The following is a 16,030-nucleotide window of genomic DNA, read 5'->3' as shown; positions in this document are numbered from 1 at the left end:
CCCTGCGATCGCCCGCCAGATTTCGGTTATGCGGTGCGTGCCCGTCCCCTCTTCTAGATGACGATGCACCTCCGGTGATGCTGCGAGAGAACCGATGCGCACAGTAGACATGCCCGACACCGAAACCATCACGGCTGCCCAGGACGGGGACCAGCACGCACTCGACCAACTGGTCGCAGGCTCCCTGCCGTTCGTCTACAACGTCGTCGGACGGGCGCTCGGCGGCCACCTCGATGTGGACGACGTGGTCCAGGACACCATGATCAGCGTGGTCGCCGGCCTCGACGGCCTGCGCGAGGCGGAACTCTTCCGCTCCTGGCTGGTCGCGATCGCGATGCAGAAGGTCCGCGAACGGTGGCGCGTACAGCAGAACCGTCCCGCTCCGGGGTTTCTCGACGAGGTGCTCGAAGCGCAGGATCCGAGCGCCGACTTCGTCGAGGCGACCATCCTCCAGCTGGGCCTGTCGGGCCAGCGCCGCGAGGTCACCGAGGCGACCCGCTGGCTCGATCCTGCCGAACGTGAACTGCTCTCGGTGTGGTGGCTTGAGGCGTCCGGCCAGTTCACCAGAGCCGAACTCGCCGCCGCGCTCGAACTGACTCCGCAGCACACCGCGGTGCGGGTGCAGCGGCTCAGGGAACGCCTTGAGTCGGCCCGGATCGTTGTCCGCGCGCTCGGCGCCGTCTCCCGCTGTCCCGACCTGGGCCAGCTCACCGAGGGCTGGGACGGCGTACCGGCCGGGCTGTGGCGTAAGCGAATCGCCCGGCACGTCCGCGCCTGCGCCACCTGCGGCACGCTCGGGCAGGACCTGGTACCCGCCGAAAGACTGCTCGCGGGGCTCGCGCTGGTACCCGTATCGGCAGGCCTTGGTACGACCGCGCTGCTCTACCAGCTCGGCGCGGCTCACACCGCCGCAGCCACGGGCGCTGCCGCACCTCACGCCGTGGGCCTGGCCGGCACCCGGCTCGCGGACGTCGTCCACTACCTGATGGCGAAGCCCGCGGTGGCAATCACGGCCGGCGCGGTGGTGGTGAGCGGAGGAGCGCTCACCGGGTACGCCGTACTGCAGTCACCGCCACCGCGGCACCACGCCGTCGCCACCACGCCGACACCGGCACACGCGAGCCCGGCCACCGCCGGGCCCACAACGATCCCGAACGGGTCAGCAATCCCGAGCACCCCCGTCTACGGCCAGAACATCGACCACGCGGAGAGCGCCCCGAACCCCGACACCCCACCGGGAGAACTGCCGATGCGTCCCCAGACCGCCCCGGTCGCCATGTCGGGTACGTACGGCAGCCGGCATCCCGGCGCGACCGGGGAGATGTACGTCCTCAACCACCGCGGCGACAACCTGCGGATCAGCGGGCGCGGCTACTTCTTCGTGCGTTGGCAGGTGACCGTCTTCCCGGGCTCCATCGCGATGCCGACCTGGACCGGACTGACCGGCAAGCTGTTCCACGTGGCCTCCGGCGGCGGTCGCCGGATGGACGACCTGCAACCGGGCACCACCGATGAGCACACCTGGCTGGGGAACCGTCCCCTGGGCTACGCCACGCTGCCGGCCGGCGCGCAGCAGATGTGGCAGAACGAGTACTACTACGTCGACGGCACGGTCACGCTGAATCTCAACCAGAGCGGCCTCAAGTACGCCCTGATCGTCGCCTCCTGCAGTCGGCAGCACATTAACGACGAGATCCGTCAGGCCCCTGCGGACGATCCGGCCCTCGGCTACGTCCGGTACGGCATCGTCAGGGACACCGGCGACGACGGCGCTCCGGTGCCGCAGTACCTCACTCGGAGCGCCCCGGCCGACCCGTTCGCGGTGCCCCAGCTCTCCAGGCTTCCCTGAAACGGCGCCGGGGCACCACCACGGTGACCGGCTAGCGGGTGAAGGTCAGGGTTCCGAAGCCGAGTTGGTCGAAGCCGCCGCTGTTGGGGCCGTAGTCCCCGCCGCCGCCCTCGGCGCGGGTCTTCTGGGCGAAGGCCGCCACGTTGGGCGCGGACAGGCCTCTGCGCTTGACGTAGTGGTTGTAGACCAGCTCCCACTCCGGGCGTTCGGCGCCCCGGCTCGCCGGGGAGACACCGGGCTGGGTCTGGCGGGCGCCGGACCGGCCGGTGCCCCAGGTGTAGGCGGTGTAGGGGACGTCTTGGCCGAGGTTGTACCTGGCGACGTACTCGGCGCCCTTGAGGAAGCGATTGTCGTCGTAGCCGTACAGGTCGTAGCCCTGGTTCCAGGCCATCTCGCAGAAGCTTCCCATCAGCGCGATGCCGAGCGTCGCATGGCCCTGGTCGCGGCCCGACTCCTGCCACTGGCCGAGGCCGCCTGCATAGACGAAGGGGACGGCGTGCTTGATGGAGCCGTTGCCGGCGCCTTCTTTGAAGTAGGTGACGGCCTGCTCGACCTTGGCACGGTCGTCGCAGAAGATGCCGATGGCGAGGACCGAGGCCATGTTGCACAGGTCCCAGTTCGCCCAGTAATTGGTGATGTAGGCGTCGTTGTGCGTGGTGAGGAAGCGATCGTTCATCGGGTAGAAGATGGTGAGCAGCATCTTCTTGAAGCGGGCCACGTCGAAGCCGTCGTAGCCGCGCATGATCTCGGCGGCGTTGGCGAACTGGTAGCCGTAGATCCCCGCCGCCAGGAAGCGGTCGGCGTTGCCGTTGAGGTTGATCAGGGTGGCGGACCAGGCGTTGAGGATGTCCCGGGCGGCGTCGCCGTGGGCCCTCTCGCCGGTGACCTTCCAGCGCAGCGCGTTCTGGTAGGCCGCGTGAATGTCGTTGTAGAGCGTCACATAGTTCTGCCCGGCACCACCCCGGATCACGGTGGGCATCGCGCGCGGGGACCAGGTGCTCTGCGAATGCTGGTTCGCCACCAGTCGGTCATAGCCGGCCTTCCAAGGCTGGGCGCCTGCCTTCACCTTCGCCGCCATGCGGGCGAAGTCGGCCTCCGTGTGCAACAGCCCCGGGTGAGCGAACCCCGAGGTGGGCGGTGCGGTCGCCGTGCCGACCGCACCGCCGGTGGGCGACGGCGTCGGACTGCAGTCCGCCAGCGCCGCGTTCGCGCTGCCGCCGGCGAACGTGGCCCCTCCGACGACACCTGCCGTACCCGCAACGGCTATTCCGGCAATCCCCAGCATGCCGCGGCGGCTGATGCGGTGCTTGTTCTGCTGACTCACCACGAGTCCTCTCTCCCTGTGTGCCGAATTCCGTCCGGCACACAGGAGATGTGGTGCGTCGGCGCGCCATAACAGGAACTGGGGCCGAGTTTCGGCATCACCCGTGTCCTGGATCGTTCTGGTGATGCCTTCCGGAGATCACCAGGGCAGTGCCGCGTCCGCGGCCGGGGCGCCGTCCCCCCAGAACCGACCGCTCGGGCCGTCGGCCGGCAGCGTGGCCAGCGCGACGCTCACCAGCGCGCCCTGCTCGGGCGTGCGGGAGCCGGTGTGACGGGTGAGGTCGGTCGCGCAGTGGCTGGGGTTGGCGGCGTTGACCTTGATCGGGGTGTCCCGCAGCTCCTTGGCGTACATCACGGTGACCATGTTCAGGGCGGTCTTGGACGCCGGGTAGGGAATCGTGGCCAGTTGGTGGAGCGGATGCCCCGGATCGCTCATGAAGGTCAGCGACCCGACTTCGCTTGAGACGTTGACGATCCGGGCCGCCTCGGCGTTGCACAGCAGCGGCAGGAACGCGTTGGTGACCGCCACCACCCCGAACACGTTCGCCTCGAAGACCTGACGGAGGGCGGCCCGGGTGGCGGCGCTCGGTCCGCCGCGGGCGCCTTCGACATCGCCGACGATGCCCGCGTTGTTGACCAGGACGTCGAGCCGCCCGTACTCGGCGTCCACCCGGTCGGCCGCTCGCTGGACGGACGCGTCGTCGGTGACGTCGATGGGGAGGAACCGGGCGTCGACGCCGCCCTCGCGCAGGGCCAGCGCGGCCTTCTGCCCGAGTTCCTCGTTCCGCGCACCGACCAGCACGGTCATCCCGCGCTCGCCGAGCAACCGGGCGGTCTCGTAGCCGATGCCCTTGTTGGCGCCTGTGATCAGCGCAATCAGTGTCATGCCCCCGACCCTGCGGCGCCCGTGGCCGGCCCACCAGAGACCTGGCGAAGCTGGTATCGGCGATACTACCCACGGCCGCCAGGGCTGAGGCAGCATGGAGGCATGATCCTGCGCGAGGAGCTGGCAGCGTTCCTGAGGGCTCGCCGGGCTCGCCTGAAACCTCGCGACGTCGGTCTGCCGGACGGTCTGCGCCGCCGCACGCCCGGTCTGCGCCGGCAGGAGGTCGCCCACCTCGCCGGAATGTCCGTCGAGTACTACATCCGGCTCGAACAGGGCCGTGGCCCGCACCCGTCCCGGCAGGTGCTCGCCGCACTGGCCAGGGCAATGCTGCTCACCCGCGACGAGCGGGACTACCTCTTCCGCGTCGCCGACGAAAGGCCGCCCCCGGTCGCCGGCCCGGTCCGTGAACTCACTCCCGCAGTGCGGTGCCTCCTCGACAGCATGCCGGAGGTGCCGGCCTACGTCGTCGACGCGAAGTACGACCTCCTCGCCTGGAACGCGCTCGCGGCGCACTTCATCAGCAGCATCGCGCGGGCACCGGAGGAGGACCGCAACCTTGTCCGCTGGATGTTCCGCGAGGCCCTCGACCACCACCGCTGGGACGACGAGTCGGCGATCGCCTTCGCCCGCGCGACAGTCGCCGACCTGCGCGCCGCCTACGCCCTCCATCCCGGCGACCGCGGGATCGAAGGACTCGTCACCGAACTCCTCGGCACCTCACCGCGATTCGCCGAGATGTGGGGGACCCACGACGTCGAGGTACGGCGCCGGGTCATCAAGAAGATCGACTCCTCCACCTTCGGACCGCTGGAGTACGAGTGCCAGGTACTCCACATCCCCGAGACCGGTCAACGCCTCATCGTCTACTGTGCCGAGCCCGGGTCCGCGACTCGGGAACTGTTCCGGCGTCTCGCTGCTGCGGCTGTCTGAGCGGAAGCCCGCGTGACTGACTCGGTCGGTAGCGCCTACAGGCGTGGGTGGCGGCACGGAGTGGAGGCTGGCGGTCGGCCGCGACCGTACTGACCCCGATCCTCACAGTCGCGCAGCAGGCCGTTGCGGGCCATCCGGGTTTCCAGGCAAGCGTGCACTTGCCTTACGCCGAGGTTCCCGCAGACTCCTGCCGGATCTGTACGGAGGACACAGCCGTCGCGCTCCCCGACGAGGCGGAACTGCCACGCTTCGGCCGTTTCGCAGTCTGCTACTGACCGGCGTCGGCGGTCTGGACGCGTTGCCGGCCAAGGTGGAGGCGCTGCGGTCGAAGGCGAAACGCCTGGGCGCGCGGGGCTGGCTGGCCGAATCCCAGCCGGTCCGGTCCACCCTCGCCCAGAGCGTGGCCGGGCGCGGCTCCGCGTGCATCTTGAACACCTGCGAGTCGTTGTCTTGGCGTTTATCCTCGCTGAGCTCGGTGCTCCTTGATCGATTCGACGCGTTTGGCTGTTTTGCCGACGTCGTGGTGCCCGGCCCCGGTGCTGGTTTTTCGAGCCGGCAGGCCGTCCCGGTCCTGGACGAGACGGTTTCGGTACGGCTGCCGGACTAGCCGGAGGCTGTCGCACGGCTCCTGCCCAGTGGACGTCAAGAGTGTTTCCCGGCCATGTGTTTGATGAGTTTGTTGAGGTTGTGCGCTGTGCCGAGGAGCTTGATCTCGGTGTCCACTGCCTGGCGGCCGCGGTAGTTGAGGTGTCGTCCGAAGCGTTGGAATATCTGGGCGAATCCCGGCTCGACCAGGGCACTGCGTTGACGGTATTGGGCCCGTCCTGTTGGGGTGGCGAGGCGGGCCGCCATGTCCTGCTGGTCGGCAGGGGCCTGCTGGCGTTTCGCGGGGAAGCCTGCCTGGTCGGCATCGCTGGTGACCGAGACCAGCAGCGGGAGGTCGGCGAGGGTCTCGAAGGCCGCGACGGAGGCGTATCCGCTGTCGGCGAGCCAGAGCTGGATGTCGCCGGGGAGCTGTGCTGCCTGGTGATTGTGCTGGGTCTTCTTCACCATCGGAACGAGGGCCGTCCTGTCGGAGGGATTGTCGGGGGCTTCGATGGCCAGCAGGAATTGACGGCGGGCGCAGACGATCTGGATGTTGTATCCCTGCAGGTAGCCGCCGCGTTTGCCGGGAATCAGCCGGGAGTCGGGAAGTGATAGCAGGAGAACCAGCAGCCGGTCGAGTCCGAGGCGGGCGTGTGCGGCGTCAACTTGCAATCCGGGGATTCAAAGGATGCCGTCGCGTGGCCCGGCGAAGGTGAGTCGGGCGCCGGTCGGCCGCACGCTGACCTGTGATCAACGGAGGATGATCGCGGAGTGGGGACCGGCTGGGCGGGCATGGCGCGGGTGGATCTCATTTCATACCGACAGGCGTGTGGCGTCGGCGATCCCCGCTAGAGTTCGCATCTCATCCACAACTGCTCTCGGTGGGGGCCCTGTTCGTGTCGCGGATTGCTGCTCGTCGTACGTCGGCCCCGGCTCGGATCGGGGGCTTCCGAGTGGTCGGGTTGCTTGGCGCGGGTGGGATGGGCACCGTGTACGCCGCGGTCGGGTAGCGGGGCGAGCGGGTAGCGGTGAAGGCCGTGCACGCTGGGCAGGCCGCACATGACCAGTTCCGGGCTCGATTCCGACGCGAGGTGCAGGTCCATCAGAGGGCTTTTGCTCCCAATTCCCGCAGCGCCTGATCGTATTTGTAGAGTGTCCACAACTCGTTTTGCATTTGGTTTAGATGGGCAGGGTTATCTGTCGAGCTGGTAACGGCCAGCCCGCCGAGTAGCTCCTGGATGCGTCGGGTCACGGAGCGCCGTCTGACTGCCACTAGAATGTTTCCCGCGTAGGTTTCGTTGATGGTTCTGGACATGATGGTCTCGCCGCACAGCTCGGTGATGAGCGTACGGGCGGCATGGCTCGGAGCGGCCTCGCGGATGAGATTCAGATACTGGGACTGCTCCTGAACTCCGTACTCGGCGCCGCCAGCATCCAAGATCGCCTGGCGGATGATTGCGTACGGCGGAGCGGTGAACTCGTCGATGCCGTAGGCATCGAACGCCGGTGACACCAGTTCGGGTCGCTGCAGTGCCAGTTTGAGCAGTTCCCGCTCTGTGGTCGCTACAGGATTTCGAAGATCAACAGCGAGTCTGGGCTCCGTGCTGTTCTGCTGACGCTGCCCCGAGTTGCCGGTAGGGTCTGAGTCCCGGCGGTCGGCGCGCGCCATTTGTGCGATGCGTCTGACTACGAATACTGTGTCCTGGATGTTGAGCATTCCTGCGAGCTGGACGGCGATCTCATGCCGCAAGAAGCTGCTCTTAATGCCTGCGACGAGGGGAGCGGCTTCGTCGAGTGCGGCGGCGCGGCTAGTGGGGGTGTTCAGGTCGTGACGAAGGATGATCTGGGCGAGGGCAAATTCATAGAGGGGCGTGCGAGGCTGGGCGAGGTCGGCAACGGCCTGATTGCCCTTGGCCATACGCAAGGCGCTCAGGCTCAGGTTGTCGGGCGTTATGGCGATGTACATCTGGGCGGCGAACCGGGGATCGTCCGCAATGGCACGCAGGGCTGCCTGGTGGCCGGACTCGACGTCTTCGAAGGCGAAAACGGCACGTGCCGAGCCGTCGTCCGGGAGTAGACGGCGCAAGAGCTTGGTGTGGCCGCCGCTGAATATGGTCCCGCAGGTGGCAACTGCGGTGGTCACACCGGCCAGGTGGCTGGCCATGACATCTGTGAAGCCTTCGACAAGGAGCACACGGAGGGAGCTGGCGATGTCTTTCTTCGCCAGGTCAATGCCGTACAGAACCTGGGACTTCTTGTAGATCGCGGTTTCAGGTGTATAGATGTAATCGGGGCCGTTATCCGCATCGTGGAGTTTGCGGGCGCCGAAACCGACGACCTCGCCGCCGATGTTGCGGATCGGCCACATCAGGCGGCCACGGAAGCGATCGGTGGGGCCACGGCGGCCCTCGATGATCAGGCCGGAGTGGAGCAGTTCTTTGTCGGTAAAACCGTGGTTGCGCAGATGACGCACTAGGTGATCCCAGCCCTGAGGGCTGTAGCCTACGCCGAAGTGAGCGGCTGCAGCTTTATCGAATCCGCGATCAGCGAGAAAGGTGCGTCCAATGCCGGCTTCTGGGAGCGTATTGAGCTTGGTTGTGTAGAAGTCGGCGGCGGCCTTGTGGGCTTCGATCATACGGATTCGCTCTACGTGCTGGCGGTCGTAGTGGCCGCCGTCTTCACTGAGGGTGATTCCAGCAAGCGAAGCGAGACGGTCAACCGCCTCACCGAAGGTCAGATGTTCCATGTGCATGAGAAAATTCAATGTGTCGCCGCCGGCCTGACACTTGAAGCAGTGATAAACGGACTTTTCAGAATTAACTCTAAAATACCCATCATCCGTCGCGCAGAACGGACAGGCGCCTCGGAGCTCACGCCCGCCTCCGCGTAGCGGAATATAAGTACCGATCACGCGGTGAATGGGCATGGCGGCCTTAAGCGCCCTGGTATCCCGCCGGGCAATAGGTGGTCGAGATTCGAGGTCGAAGGGCGGAGGCCCGGACTGGCCCACGCCATTACCTCCCCGTAGCCGACGGGGAGTTACCGCGACAGGAATGGCCGCATTGCGCGTAAAGGGTGCGCTACTGGCACTGTCATTGATTCGGCGGCTGGGCAGCGGAAGCCCGCGGGCCCGCAACCGCTGACGCATAGGCTCATAAAGATCCCCGAGCGTCAGGAATCGCGGACCGTCGGGAATTCCCTCACGGACCAGCCCGATGAGCTCGCCGGTAAAGGACGTACAGACGCTTCCTTGTTCTGCGAGGGGAACTACGTGTGCGACGTCATCAGAGGCTGCCCAGGTGTATGTCCCGTGCACATCGGCGGCCAGGGAAAGGTCAGCGCTCTGGGCGGAGAGCGTCTGAATCGCACGGCCGGAGTAGCAGCAGTCGAGAATGGAAATCTTGACCTGTGCCGGGCTGCTCAGCAGCGCGGCCCGCACATGGGCGAAGGGCAAAGCCGTCAGATCGACATGCTCGGCATCCGTCTCGGCCAGCGGCAGGAAAACTGCACCTTCCTCGGAGAGAGTGCCATGGCCTACGAAATAGAAGAGAAACAGACCGTCGGTGCGCTCCGCGAGTTTCCGGATCTGGACTGCGACATGCCGCCCATCCGCCGGGTTGTCAATCACTGTGACTTGCTCGGGAGACCAGCCGCAAAGCGACGGATCAGTAAGGATTTCCTCCATGCGTCGAAGGCTGTTAGCGGCAGCAGGCACAGCGAGGAACCGGGAGTCCCGGTAATGTGACATGCCTATCAGGACGGCGCATCGATTCAGTCTTCCGGACTGTTCCTCAGGCTTCATCGAGTGTCTGCTTAATCAGGCGCAGCAATTCCGCTTCGTCCGCCGGAGTGGTGCTGTTGCGGGTGATTTGCACGGACTTCTCGCCGACCGTCACACTGACGCTCTGCTCGGAACGCCTGCTACTCAGCCATGACCCCAGTGAAGTCACAAACGCCGAGGCAACGCCACCAGAACCGATGGCAACGCCGATGAGCTCGAACGCGCCTCCCAGCTCCTCCTCCTGAGAAGCCATCCGCCTCGCACGCACCCGACCCTGCAAGTTCCGGTCTCCACGCAGCCACTGCAGGAGCGACGTGAACTCCTCCACCGAATCCGCACCGCCCAGACGTACTTCAACTTCCACGCGAACTGTGCCCCCTCTGCCACCTGTACGCCTGCCCGGCCCTGGCGCGTCAGTGGGAAGTGCGCATCCCCAGTTCCCCGATGCGACCGGGCTGTTCCTGCCGTGTCAGCCTAGCGGTCCTGCTCGATTTGCAGCTTGTTGCGCCGTGCAGTCGAGAGCCCAGCCGCAGGCAATGACGTCTCCGCCTCCGGACGCGGCTCTGGCGGGTAGCCCTTGGCGCGGAGGAGGGCGTCGAGGGCGATGGCGACGATGTCTCCGTGGGGGATGTTGCTGTCGGCGTTGTAGCGGCGGATGCGGTGTTGGAGTTGGAGGGCGTTGGGCACGGCGTAGTTGAGCTGTCCGCGGCGGGTGTGGCGGTTGCTGATGATTGCCAGCGTGTCGGGGTGTGGGGTGAAGGGGTCTTCCGCGGGGCCGGGTAGGGCTTCGAGGACGTCGGCGAGGTCGCGCAGGAGGCGGATGTGGTGGGTGTGGTCGGGCATGGGGTGCTCCGGTCGCTGCGACTAGGCGGATAGTGATCCGCCTAGTCGGCTATTGGGCTAGTGGAATAGTCGGTTGGGTGGGCGCGGTCTGGCTGAGCCGCGCCCACCCGGTGGCGTGGGTGGTGAGGCGTGGGGTGGTCAGAAGCCTCGGGTGGTGAGCCACTCGTCCATCGCGACGGCGACGATGTCGCCGAGCGGGAGGTGGTCGAGTTCGTTGTCCAGCGCGAAGCGCTTGATGCGCTTCTTCAGCTTCAGCGCGGTCGGTACGGACGAGTCGAGGGACTCGCGGGTGATGATGCGCTGGTTGAGGACGACCGCGACATCGGGGATGCCCTGGGGTCGGCCCGGTCCCTGAGTCCAGGGCACGCCCTCGCTGGGCGCTTCCTGCGCCCGAGCCCCGTGGCTGTGCTCTCGTGTCGGTTCCTTGGCCTCGACGGGGAAAGCCGTACCGGTGACGACAGGTGCCGTCGCGCGGACCGCTATCTCCGCAGCCGCTCCAAAACTCGGGACATCGGCGGCCGTGGCGACGCTCCCCTTCGTCGCGGAGTGCTCGCTGAACCCAACGGGGGCGGCAGCGGGCGTCTCCGCCTGTGCAGCGGGTGGCGGTACCGGTCCGGCAGTGGTGCCAACCGTCTGAGGCGAGGGACTCTCAGCCGCTGTCGGTGCCGCAGCGTTCGGGGTGGACGCAGCTGCCGAGTCTGCGGCGACCGGATACGCATCGTGTTCCGTCCCGGCCTGCGCCGGGGCTGCTGCTGCGACGTGAGCGAGCACCGGAACGGGGCTTGCCCCAGGCGCGCCTTCGGGCGTCTGGGCTGTCGCCAGGGCGGCGGGCTGTTCGGCGGCGTACTGCTCGGGGGTGAGTTCGGCGGCTGGGGGAGGGGGCGGCGAGGCCGTCTTCTTGGCCCCGCCGCCGAGGGTGCGACCGGTGCGGCGGGCAGGGGGCTTCAGCTTCTCGTTCTTTTCGGTCATGCCTGGGTCAGCTCCTTCATGAGCTCGGCGTACTCGCTCAGTTCGGTGGGGATCTCGCCGAAGGCCTCCATGTAGTGGACCCAGGAGTGGATGGTGGTCTCGGCGAGCGGGAAGGCCTCGTCGCGGTCGGGGCCGATGCCCTCGCCCTCGGCGGGGTCGAGGAGCTGGTCCTTTGCCCGGCTGGGCAGGCTGGTGCGGTCGTCGGCCTTGACCATCACGACGTGGGCGGTGACGCCGCGGGTGTTGCGGGCGGCGGCGCGTTCGGCCTCGTCGAAGGTGGCGACCAGCTTGCGGCGCTCGATCTTGGTGGGGGCGACCGGCACGAGCAGCAGGTTCGCCGCGGTGACAGCCTCGTGGAAGATCCGGGCGCTGCCGCCGCCGGCGTCGACCACGATCGCGCCGAACTCGGCGCGCTTGGTGCGGATGTACTCGGCGATGTCGTCGAACGGGTACCGCTCGACGACCAGGTTCTCGGGGATCTCGAAGCCGGCGGCCTGGGCGACCTTGTACCAGTCGTAGGCGGACTGGCTGGTGGCGTCGGCGTCCAGCAGCAGCGTGGGCAGGCCGAGGACGACGGCGTAGTAGAGGGCGATGAACCAGGCGGTGGTGGTCTTGCCGGTGCCGCCCTTGAGCATGCCGACGACGATGACGAAGGCGTCCCAGGCGCGTTCGGTGGCCGCGGCAAGGGTCTTGTGGCGGGTGTTCTCGTTCACGTGTGCTTGATCTCCTGATTTTGGAACGGGTGTCGGCCTTGCTGGGGTGCTGTGCGTCGGCCATGAGGGTGGTGGCGGTCTCCTCAGATGAGCCGGAGGTGCCCGGGGCAGACACGTGGGGCTGCGATGGCGCTCAGGCGTGGAGTGTTTGCGGATTCCCGGTGGGCCGGGGGTTTTGATCCGGGTGGTCATGGCTGCTTCCTCGTGTGCGTGGCGGGGCCGTGGTGGTGCTGGGGGCGCATGGGGGTGTGGGCTTGGCGGAGGAGGCGGTAGACGGTGGCGGTGGAGTAGTTGCACTCCTGGGCGAGTTCGGGCACCGTCGCGCCGGCCTCGTAGCGCACCCGCAGCCAGGCCGCGAGTTTGGCCCGCTTCGCCCTAGACCCGGCGGAGCGGATCTGTATCGTCTGCCGCGTGCTGCGCACTGTGCCGCCCGCTTCGACGAGCAGACGGCGGGCGGCCGGCTTGGACTTGCCCGCGGCCGCGGCGAGTTCACCGAGAGTTGCGCCGTGCGTCTCGTAAAGGGTGCGCAGCCTGGCCGCGAGGCGCGCGCGGGCCTGCTGGCCGTCTCGCATCCTGCGGGTCTGCCACGAGGTCCGCATCACCGTTCCGGCCTCACGCAGCCGGTTCAGGACCGTCCCGTAGGGCAGACCGCTCATGGCCACCAGTTCCTGGACCGTGGCCCCGGCCTCGTACTCCTGACGCAGCTTCTGTGCGCTGGGCGGCTCGCCCTCGTGCTCGTTGGGGGGTGGTGGGTTCACGAGGCGGACTCCCATTCGCTGAGGGCTTGGGTATGGGCTGCCGCCAGCTCGTCATAAGTGCGCTGGTCGGCAGGGGTGATGAGGATCAGCCGGCCGTCCGTGGCCACCCGCCACTCGGCCGAAGACCGTCCAGTGACGGGATCGAGGAGGTGTCCACCCGGGGCGTGCCAGGCAGCCGGAACCTCGTCTGGCCGCACCGAGGGGACCAGGACCTGGCAGCCGTCGCGGAAGATCACCACAGCCCGGCTGCGGTGTTCGGCCAGACGCTCCAGCGCCTGCCGGTAGAGGGCGCGCTCGGCCGCATGCAGGGCCTTGCGTCGCCCTGCGGTCCCCGCCGTACCGTGCCGGAGGGCTATCTCGTCCCAGTTCTGGGCTGGCTGCATGTCCGCCGTGGCCTTGTCACTGGTGGGGGAGTGGCCGATGCCGTGCAGGGCGCGTGGGGTGAGGGTCCAGGTTTCGCCGTGGTGGTGAACGAGGCCGTGGTGGGCCAGGCTCTGGAGGGTGCGGTAGGCGGTGGCACGGGAGACCGAGGAGCTGGCAATCAGGTCGGTGACGGTCTGGTCGGAGCGGGCATGAAGCGCGCTGATGATCACGAGGGCGGTGCTGCCGAGGCCGCGGTGGGCGAAGGCGTCGTGGCTCATGAGGCGGGCGAGGACGGTGGAGTCGATGTCGGCGGCCGCCCCGGTCTCAGGGGTGGTCCACTCCGCAAGTGCCGGGTCGGGGGGGTACTGAGTGGTACGGGAGCGAGACAGCACAGCGGGCGCCGTGTGCCGTCGGGGGGTGCCGAGGGCGAGGTACCAGGTGGAGCCTTCCCGGCCGTGCCCCACCCGCAGACGGCGCAGCCAGCCGTACGGCTTCAGGAAGGTCTTGTAGACGGCCCGCAGGGTGGTCCTGGAGATTCCGGCTTCCTCGGCGGTCTGCCGCTCACTGGCGTGGTGCAGCGGGCCGCCCGCGGTCTCCGCGAAGGTCAGGTGCGCCCGCAGGACCCGCAGCGCGGTTCGGCCCCGCTCCCCGCGCCACGGCGTGGTCTCGATCCGGTCCCGCAGCGCGGCGAGGAGTTCGTAGGCGTGTTCCCGGGAGCCGACCGCCACGGTGGCGCTGACGGTCTGGACGGCGCTGGCCCACACGCGGTGGATGTAGTCCAGTGCGCGCGCCTGCCCGGAGCGCAGGGCGATGTGCTGGGCGTGCCGGCCGCCCTCGTGGTCGGGGTGCAGCACCAGCCGGGTCAGCTGCTCGACGGTGCCGCCAGCACGGGCCACGTGGCAGGCGATGGCCGCGGTGACCCGGTGACCGTGCTCCGCCGCGCCCTGACGCTCACCGCGCGGGATCACCGTGCGGCCGTCCGGGCCGAGCCTGCTGTAGCTGCCTGCCGCGTAGCGGCCGGTGAGGTCGCCGTACAGGACCAGGTCGGCGGCGGGCTTGGGAAGGACGGCGAGTCCCTGCAGCGTCGTGTGGCTGCCTGTGGTTGCCTCTGGTGGGGAGAAAACCGGACGTGAAGCCGACGGGGAGTAGTGCGGGTGGGCTGTGGGGTGTGGCATTCTGGGGTCGTCCCAAGGACATGGATGCCACCGCGGACCTCGAAATCAGAGGTGGCGTCCGGAACCGACCTCCAATCGGTGCCAGCGAAGCCTCCAGGATTGCCGTCCTGGGGGCTTTCGTGCGCTTTGGCACCGGTCAGAGGCAGGCGTCCCCATCGCGGCTCGACCGGAGACGACCGAGAGGCCTGCCAGAGCCGCTGCCCAGGATCCGAACCGGTCAACGCCGGCCGCTCAAAGGGCAGTTTGGGAGGCCGATGCCTCTGACTGCCTCTGAGCGACCCGGGTCGAACCGGGGTCGAATCAGAGCGATTTCCTCTGACTGCCTCCGATCGCCTCTGCAACCCGACCTAGCAGGTCACAGCCGATTCAGCCTCAGCAAGCCCAGGTCAGAGGGGTGCGGCGGAATTACCGCCAGTACTCGGCCGTCGAACTCGCGCGCACCCGTGGCTTCGAGGACGTCTGGCACCTCCTGGTCCACGGCGAACTGCCGGACGCGGAGGGTGCCGCCGCCTTCGCGGCCGAGACCGCCGCACTGCGGCGTCTGCCCGACGGGGTCCGGGCGGCCCTGCCCGTAGTGGCCGCGGCGGGCGGCGGGTCCGGACCGCTCGCCGGGATGCGCACCGCGCTCTCGCTGCTCGGCGCGGCGCGGGGGTTCCGGCCGGTGTATGACATCGACGCGGACCAGCGACGCGCCGACACGGTCGCCGCCTGTGCGGCCGTACCGACGCTGCTCACCGCGCTGTACCGGCTCGGGCAGGGGCTCGACCCGGTGGAGCCGCGTGCGGACCTGTCGTACGCGGCCAACTACCTGTACATGGTGACGGGTTCGGAACCGGATCCCCGGCAGACCCGTGCTGTCGAGCAATACTTGATCTCAACCATTGATCACGGATTCAATGCATCAACCTTCACCGCCCGCGTCATCGCGTCGACCGGCGCGGACGTCGCTGCCTGCCTCGTGGGAGCGGTCGGTGCACTGTCCGGGCCGCTGCACGGGGGCGCGCCCAGCCGGGCGCTGGACACCCTGGACGCGATCGGCACACCGGACCGGATCGACCCGTGGATCCGCGAACGGGTCCTGGCCGGTGACCGCGTGATGGGCTTCGGGCATGCGATCTACCGTACGGAGGACCCCCGTTCCCGCATGCTGCGCGAGATCGCGCAGGACTTCGGCGGCTCCCGGGTCGAGTTCGCCGTCGAGGTCGAGCGCCAAGTGGAGCGCATCCTCGCAGAACTGAAGCCCGGCCGTGAACTGCACACCAACGTCGAGTTCTACGCGGGCGTGGTCATGGAACTCTGCGGCCTGCCCCGTGAGATGTTCACCCCGACGTTCGTGGCGGCCCGCGCGGTCGGCTGGAGCGCCAACATCCTGGAACAGGCGGCGGACTCGAAGATCATCCGGCCGGTGGCGCGATATGTGGGGCCGGAGCCGAAGACGCCGAAGGCGGTCACCGCGTAGGGGGGAGGAAGTAGTCGACGGTGAGGACGGGGTCGCCTGCGGCGAGCGCGGCGCGGTAGGCCGCCTCGGTCAACGTCACGAACCGCCGCTCCCGGCTCCCGGCGGAGTAGCGATGCCAGGACGGTAAGGAAGGGTCGCTGAACGTGAGAATCACCAGCTCCCGGTGCGCCGACCGGTGGCTCTCTTCGTTCTGCGTGCGCGTCTGCCGTGCCTCATAGGCGAGGGACGGGGCGACGCCGGCGAGCGCCGCGGCGGAAATGAAGACGGACACCGCGCCGTACGTCTGGCTGACGGCACTGAGCCGTTCCCACGCCAGATGCCTGGGGGCCAGGGAATTGAGGGTAGCCAGCACACCGAGGCCGACGGGACTCACTTCCCAGCACCTGGCCGTTTCTT

At 68.0% G+C, this 16,030-nt stretch carries 15 protein-coding genes and 1 pseudogene; 4 read left to right on the top strand and 12 right to left on the bottom strand.

Translation table 11 applies throughout. From position 1 onward, the window contains the following. The first annotated feature begins 109 nt into the window (after positions 1–109). On the top strand, positions 110–1,849 hold the full coding sequence (locus AB0N16_RS03325) for a sigma-70 family RNA polymerase sigma factor (protein WP_365792477.1): 1,740 nt from the start codon (positions 110–112) through the stop codon (positions 1,847–1,849). A 31-nt stretch (positions 1,850–1,880) separates the two neighbouring features. On the opposite strand, the gene AB0N16_RS03320 is transcribed toward AB0N16_RS03325, so the two are convergent. Together AB0N16_RS03320 and AB0N16_RS03315 are read right to left on the bottom strand one after the other, a co-directional pair. Then, positions 1,881–3,134 carry an alginate lyase family protein gene (locus tag AB0N16_RS03320; RefSeq protein WP_365792792.1) on the bottom strand — a complete coding sequence of 418 codons (1,254 nt, stop codon included), beginning with the start codon at positions 3,132–3,134 and terminating at the stop codon, positions 1,881–1,883. A 177-nt stretch (positions 3,135–3,311) separates the two neighbouring features. Continuing rightward, on the bottom strand, positions 3,312–4,058 hold the full coding sequence (locus AB0N16_RS03315; RefSeq protein ID WP_365792476.1) for an SDR family oxidoreductase: 747 nt from the start codon (positions 4,056–4,058) through the stop codon (positions 3,312–3,314). A 102-nt stretch (positions 4,059–4,160) separates the two neighbouring features. On the opposite strand from AB0N16_RS03315, the gene AB0N16_RS03310 reads away from it, so the two are divergent. Continuing rightward, positions 4,161–4,988 carry a helix-turn-helix transcriptional regulator gene (locus AB0N16_RS03310; RefSeq protein WP_365792475.1) on the top strand — a complete coding sequence of 276 codons (828 nt, stop codon included), beginning with the start codon at positions 4,161–4,163 and terminating at the stop codon, positions 4,986–4,988. A 298-nt stretch (positions 4,989–5,286) separates the two neighbouring features. Further along, complete coding sequence (locus AB0N16_RS03305) at positions 5,287–5,595, top strand: hypothetical protein (RefSeq protein WP_365792806.1); 309 nt, start codon at positions 5,287–5,289, stop codon at positions 5,593–5,595. Between the two features lie 35 nt (positions 5,596–5,630). On the opposite strand, the gene AB0N16_RS03300 is transcribed toward AB0N16_RS03305, so the two are convergent. The 9 genes and pseudogenes from AB0N16_RS03300 to AB0N16_RS03260 form a co-directional block, all read right to left on the bottom strand. After that, positions 5,631–6,245, bottom strand: a complete 615-nt coding sequence (locus AB0N16_RS03300; RefSeq protein ID WP_365792473.1) for a transposase — start codon at positions 6,243–6,245, stop codon at positions 5,631–5,633. Between the two features lie 430 nt (positions 6,246–6,675). Continuing rightward, complete coding sequence (gene dnaG, locus AB0N16_RS03295; RefSeq protein ID WP_365792790.1) at positions 6,676–8,535, bottom strand: DNA primase; 1,860 nt, start codon at positions 8,533–8,535, stop codon at positions 6,676–6,678. Positions 8,536–8,952: 417 nt separating this feature from the next. After that, positions 8,953–9,375, bottom strand: a pseudogene (locus AB0N16_RS03290) (caspase family protein); the annotation flags it as partial. Then, positions 9,365–9,718: a hypothetical protein gene (locus tag AB0N16_RS03285; protein WP_365792471.1), complete on the bottom strand. Its 354-nt coding sequence runs from the start codon at positions 9,716–9,718 to the stop codon at positions 9,365–9,367. The gene AB0N16_RS03285 and the pseudogene AB0N16_RS03290, both read right to left, overlap by 11 nt. A gap of 110 nt (positions 9,719–9,828) precedes the next feature. Next, complete coding sequence (locus tag AB0N16_RS03280; RefSeq protein ID WP_365792469.1) at positions 9,829–10,197, bottom strand: hypothetical protein; 369 nt, start codon at positions 10,195–10,197, stop codon at positions 9,829–9,831. A 138-nt stretch (positions 10,198–10,335) separates the two neighbouring features. Further along, entirely contained in the window at positions 10,336–11,166 is an 831-nt protein-coding gene (locus AB0N16_RS03275) for a hypothetical protein (RefSeq protein ID WP_365792467.1), read from the bottom strand. Next, on the bottom strand, positions 11,163–11,879 hold the full coding sequence (locus tag AB0N16_RS03270) for a ParA family protein (RefSeq protein WP_365792465.1): 717 nt from the start codon (positions 11,877–11,879) through the stop codon (positions 11,163–11,165). The genes AB0N16_RS03275 and AB0N16_RS03270 overlap by 4 nt, the downstream gene beginning before the upstream one ends. A gap of 188 nt (positions 11,880–12,067) precedes the next feature. Beyond that, the gene (locus tag AB0N16_RS03265; RefSeq protein ID WP_365792463.1) at positions 12,068–12,637 is read right to left on the bottom strand and encodes a helix-turn-helix domain containing protein; all 570 of its coding nucleotides are present in this window, start codon (positions 12,635–12,637) and stop codon (positions 12,068–12,070) included. After that, positions 12,634–14,175: a helix-turn-helix domain-containing protein gene (locus AB0N16_RS03260; protein WP_365792461.1), complete on the bottom strand. Its 1,542-nt coding sequence runs from the start codon at positions 14,173–14,175 to the stop codon at positions 12,634–12,636. Before AB0N16_RS03260 ends, AB0N16_RS03265 begins: the two co-directional genes overlap by 4 nt. 364 nt (positions 14,176–14,539) lie before the next feature. On the opposite strand from AB0N16_RS03260, the gene AB0N16_RS03255 reads away from it, so the two are divergent. After that, complete coding sequence (locus tag AB0N16_RS03255; protein WP_365792788.1) at positions 14,540–15,634, top strand: citrate synthase; 1,095 nt, start codon at positions 14,540–14,542, stop codon at positions 15,632–15,634. Here the strand turns inward: AB0N16_RS03255 and AB0N16_RS03250 are convergent. Next, a complete protein-coding gene (locus tag AB0N16_RS03250) occupies positions 15,624–16,007 on the bottom strand; it encodes a DUF6082 family protein (RefSeq protein ID WP_365792459.1) in 384 nt (127 codons plus the stop codon). The two genes, AB0N16_RS03255 and AB0N16_RS03250, sit on opposite strands and share 11 nt — an antisense overlap. Positions 16,008–16,030 lie beyond the last annotated feature (23 nt).

Source organism: Streptomyces sp. NPDC051105, from assembly GCF_040682795.1.
In the GTDB taxonomy this organism is placed as follows: Bacteria; Actinomycetota; Actinomycetes; order Streptomycetales; family Streptomycetaceae; genus Streptomyces.
The sequence above is the reverse complement of the archived record's forward strand: the minus strand, read 5'-3'. Positions and strand labels throughout refer to the sequence as shown.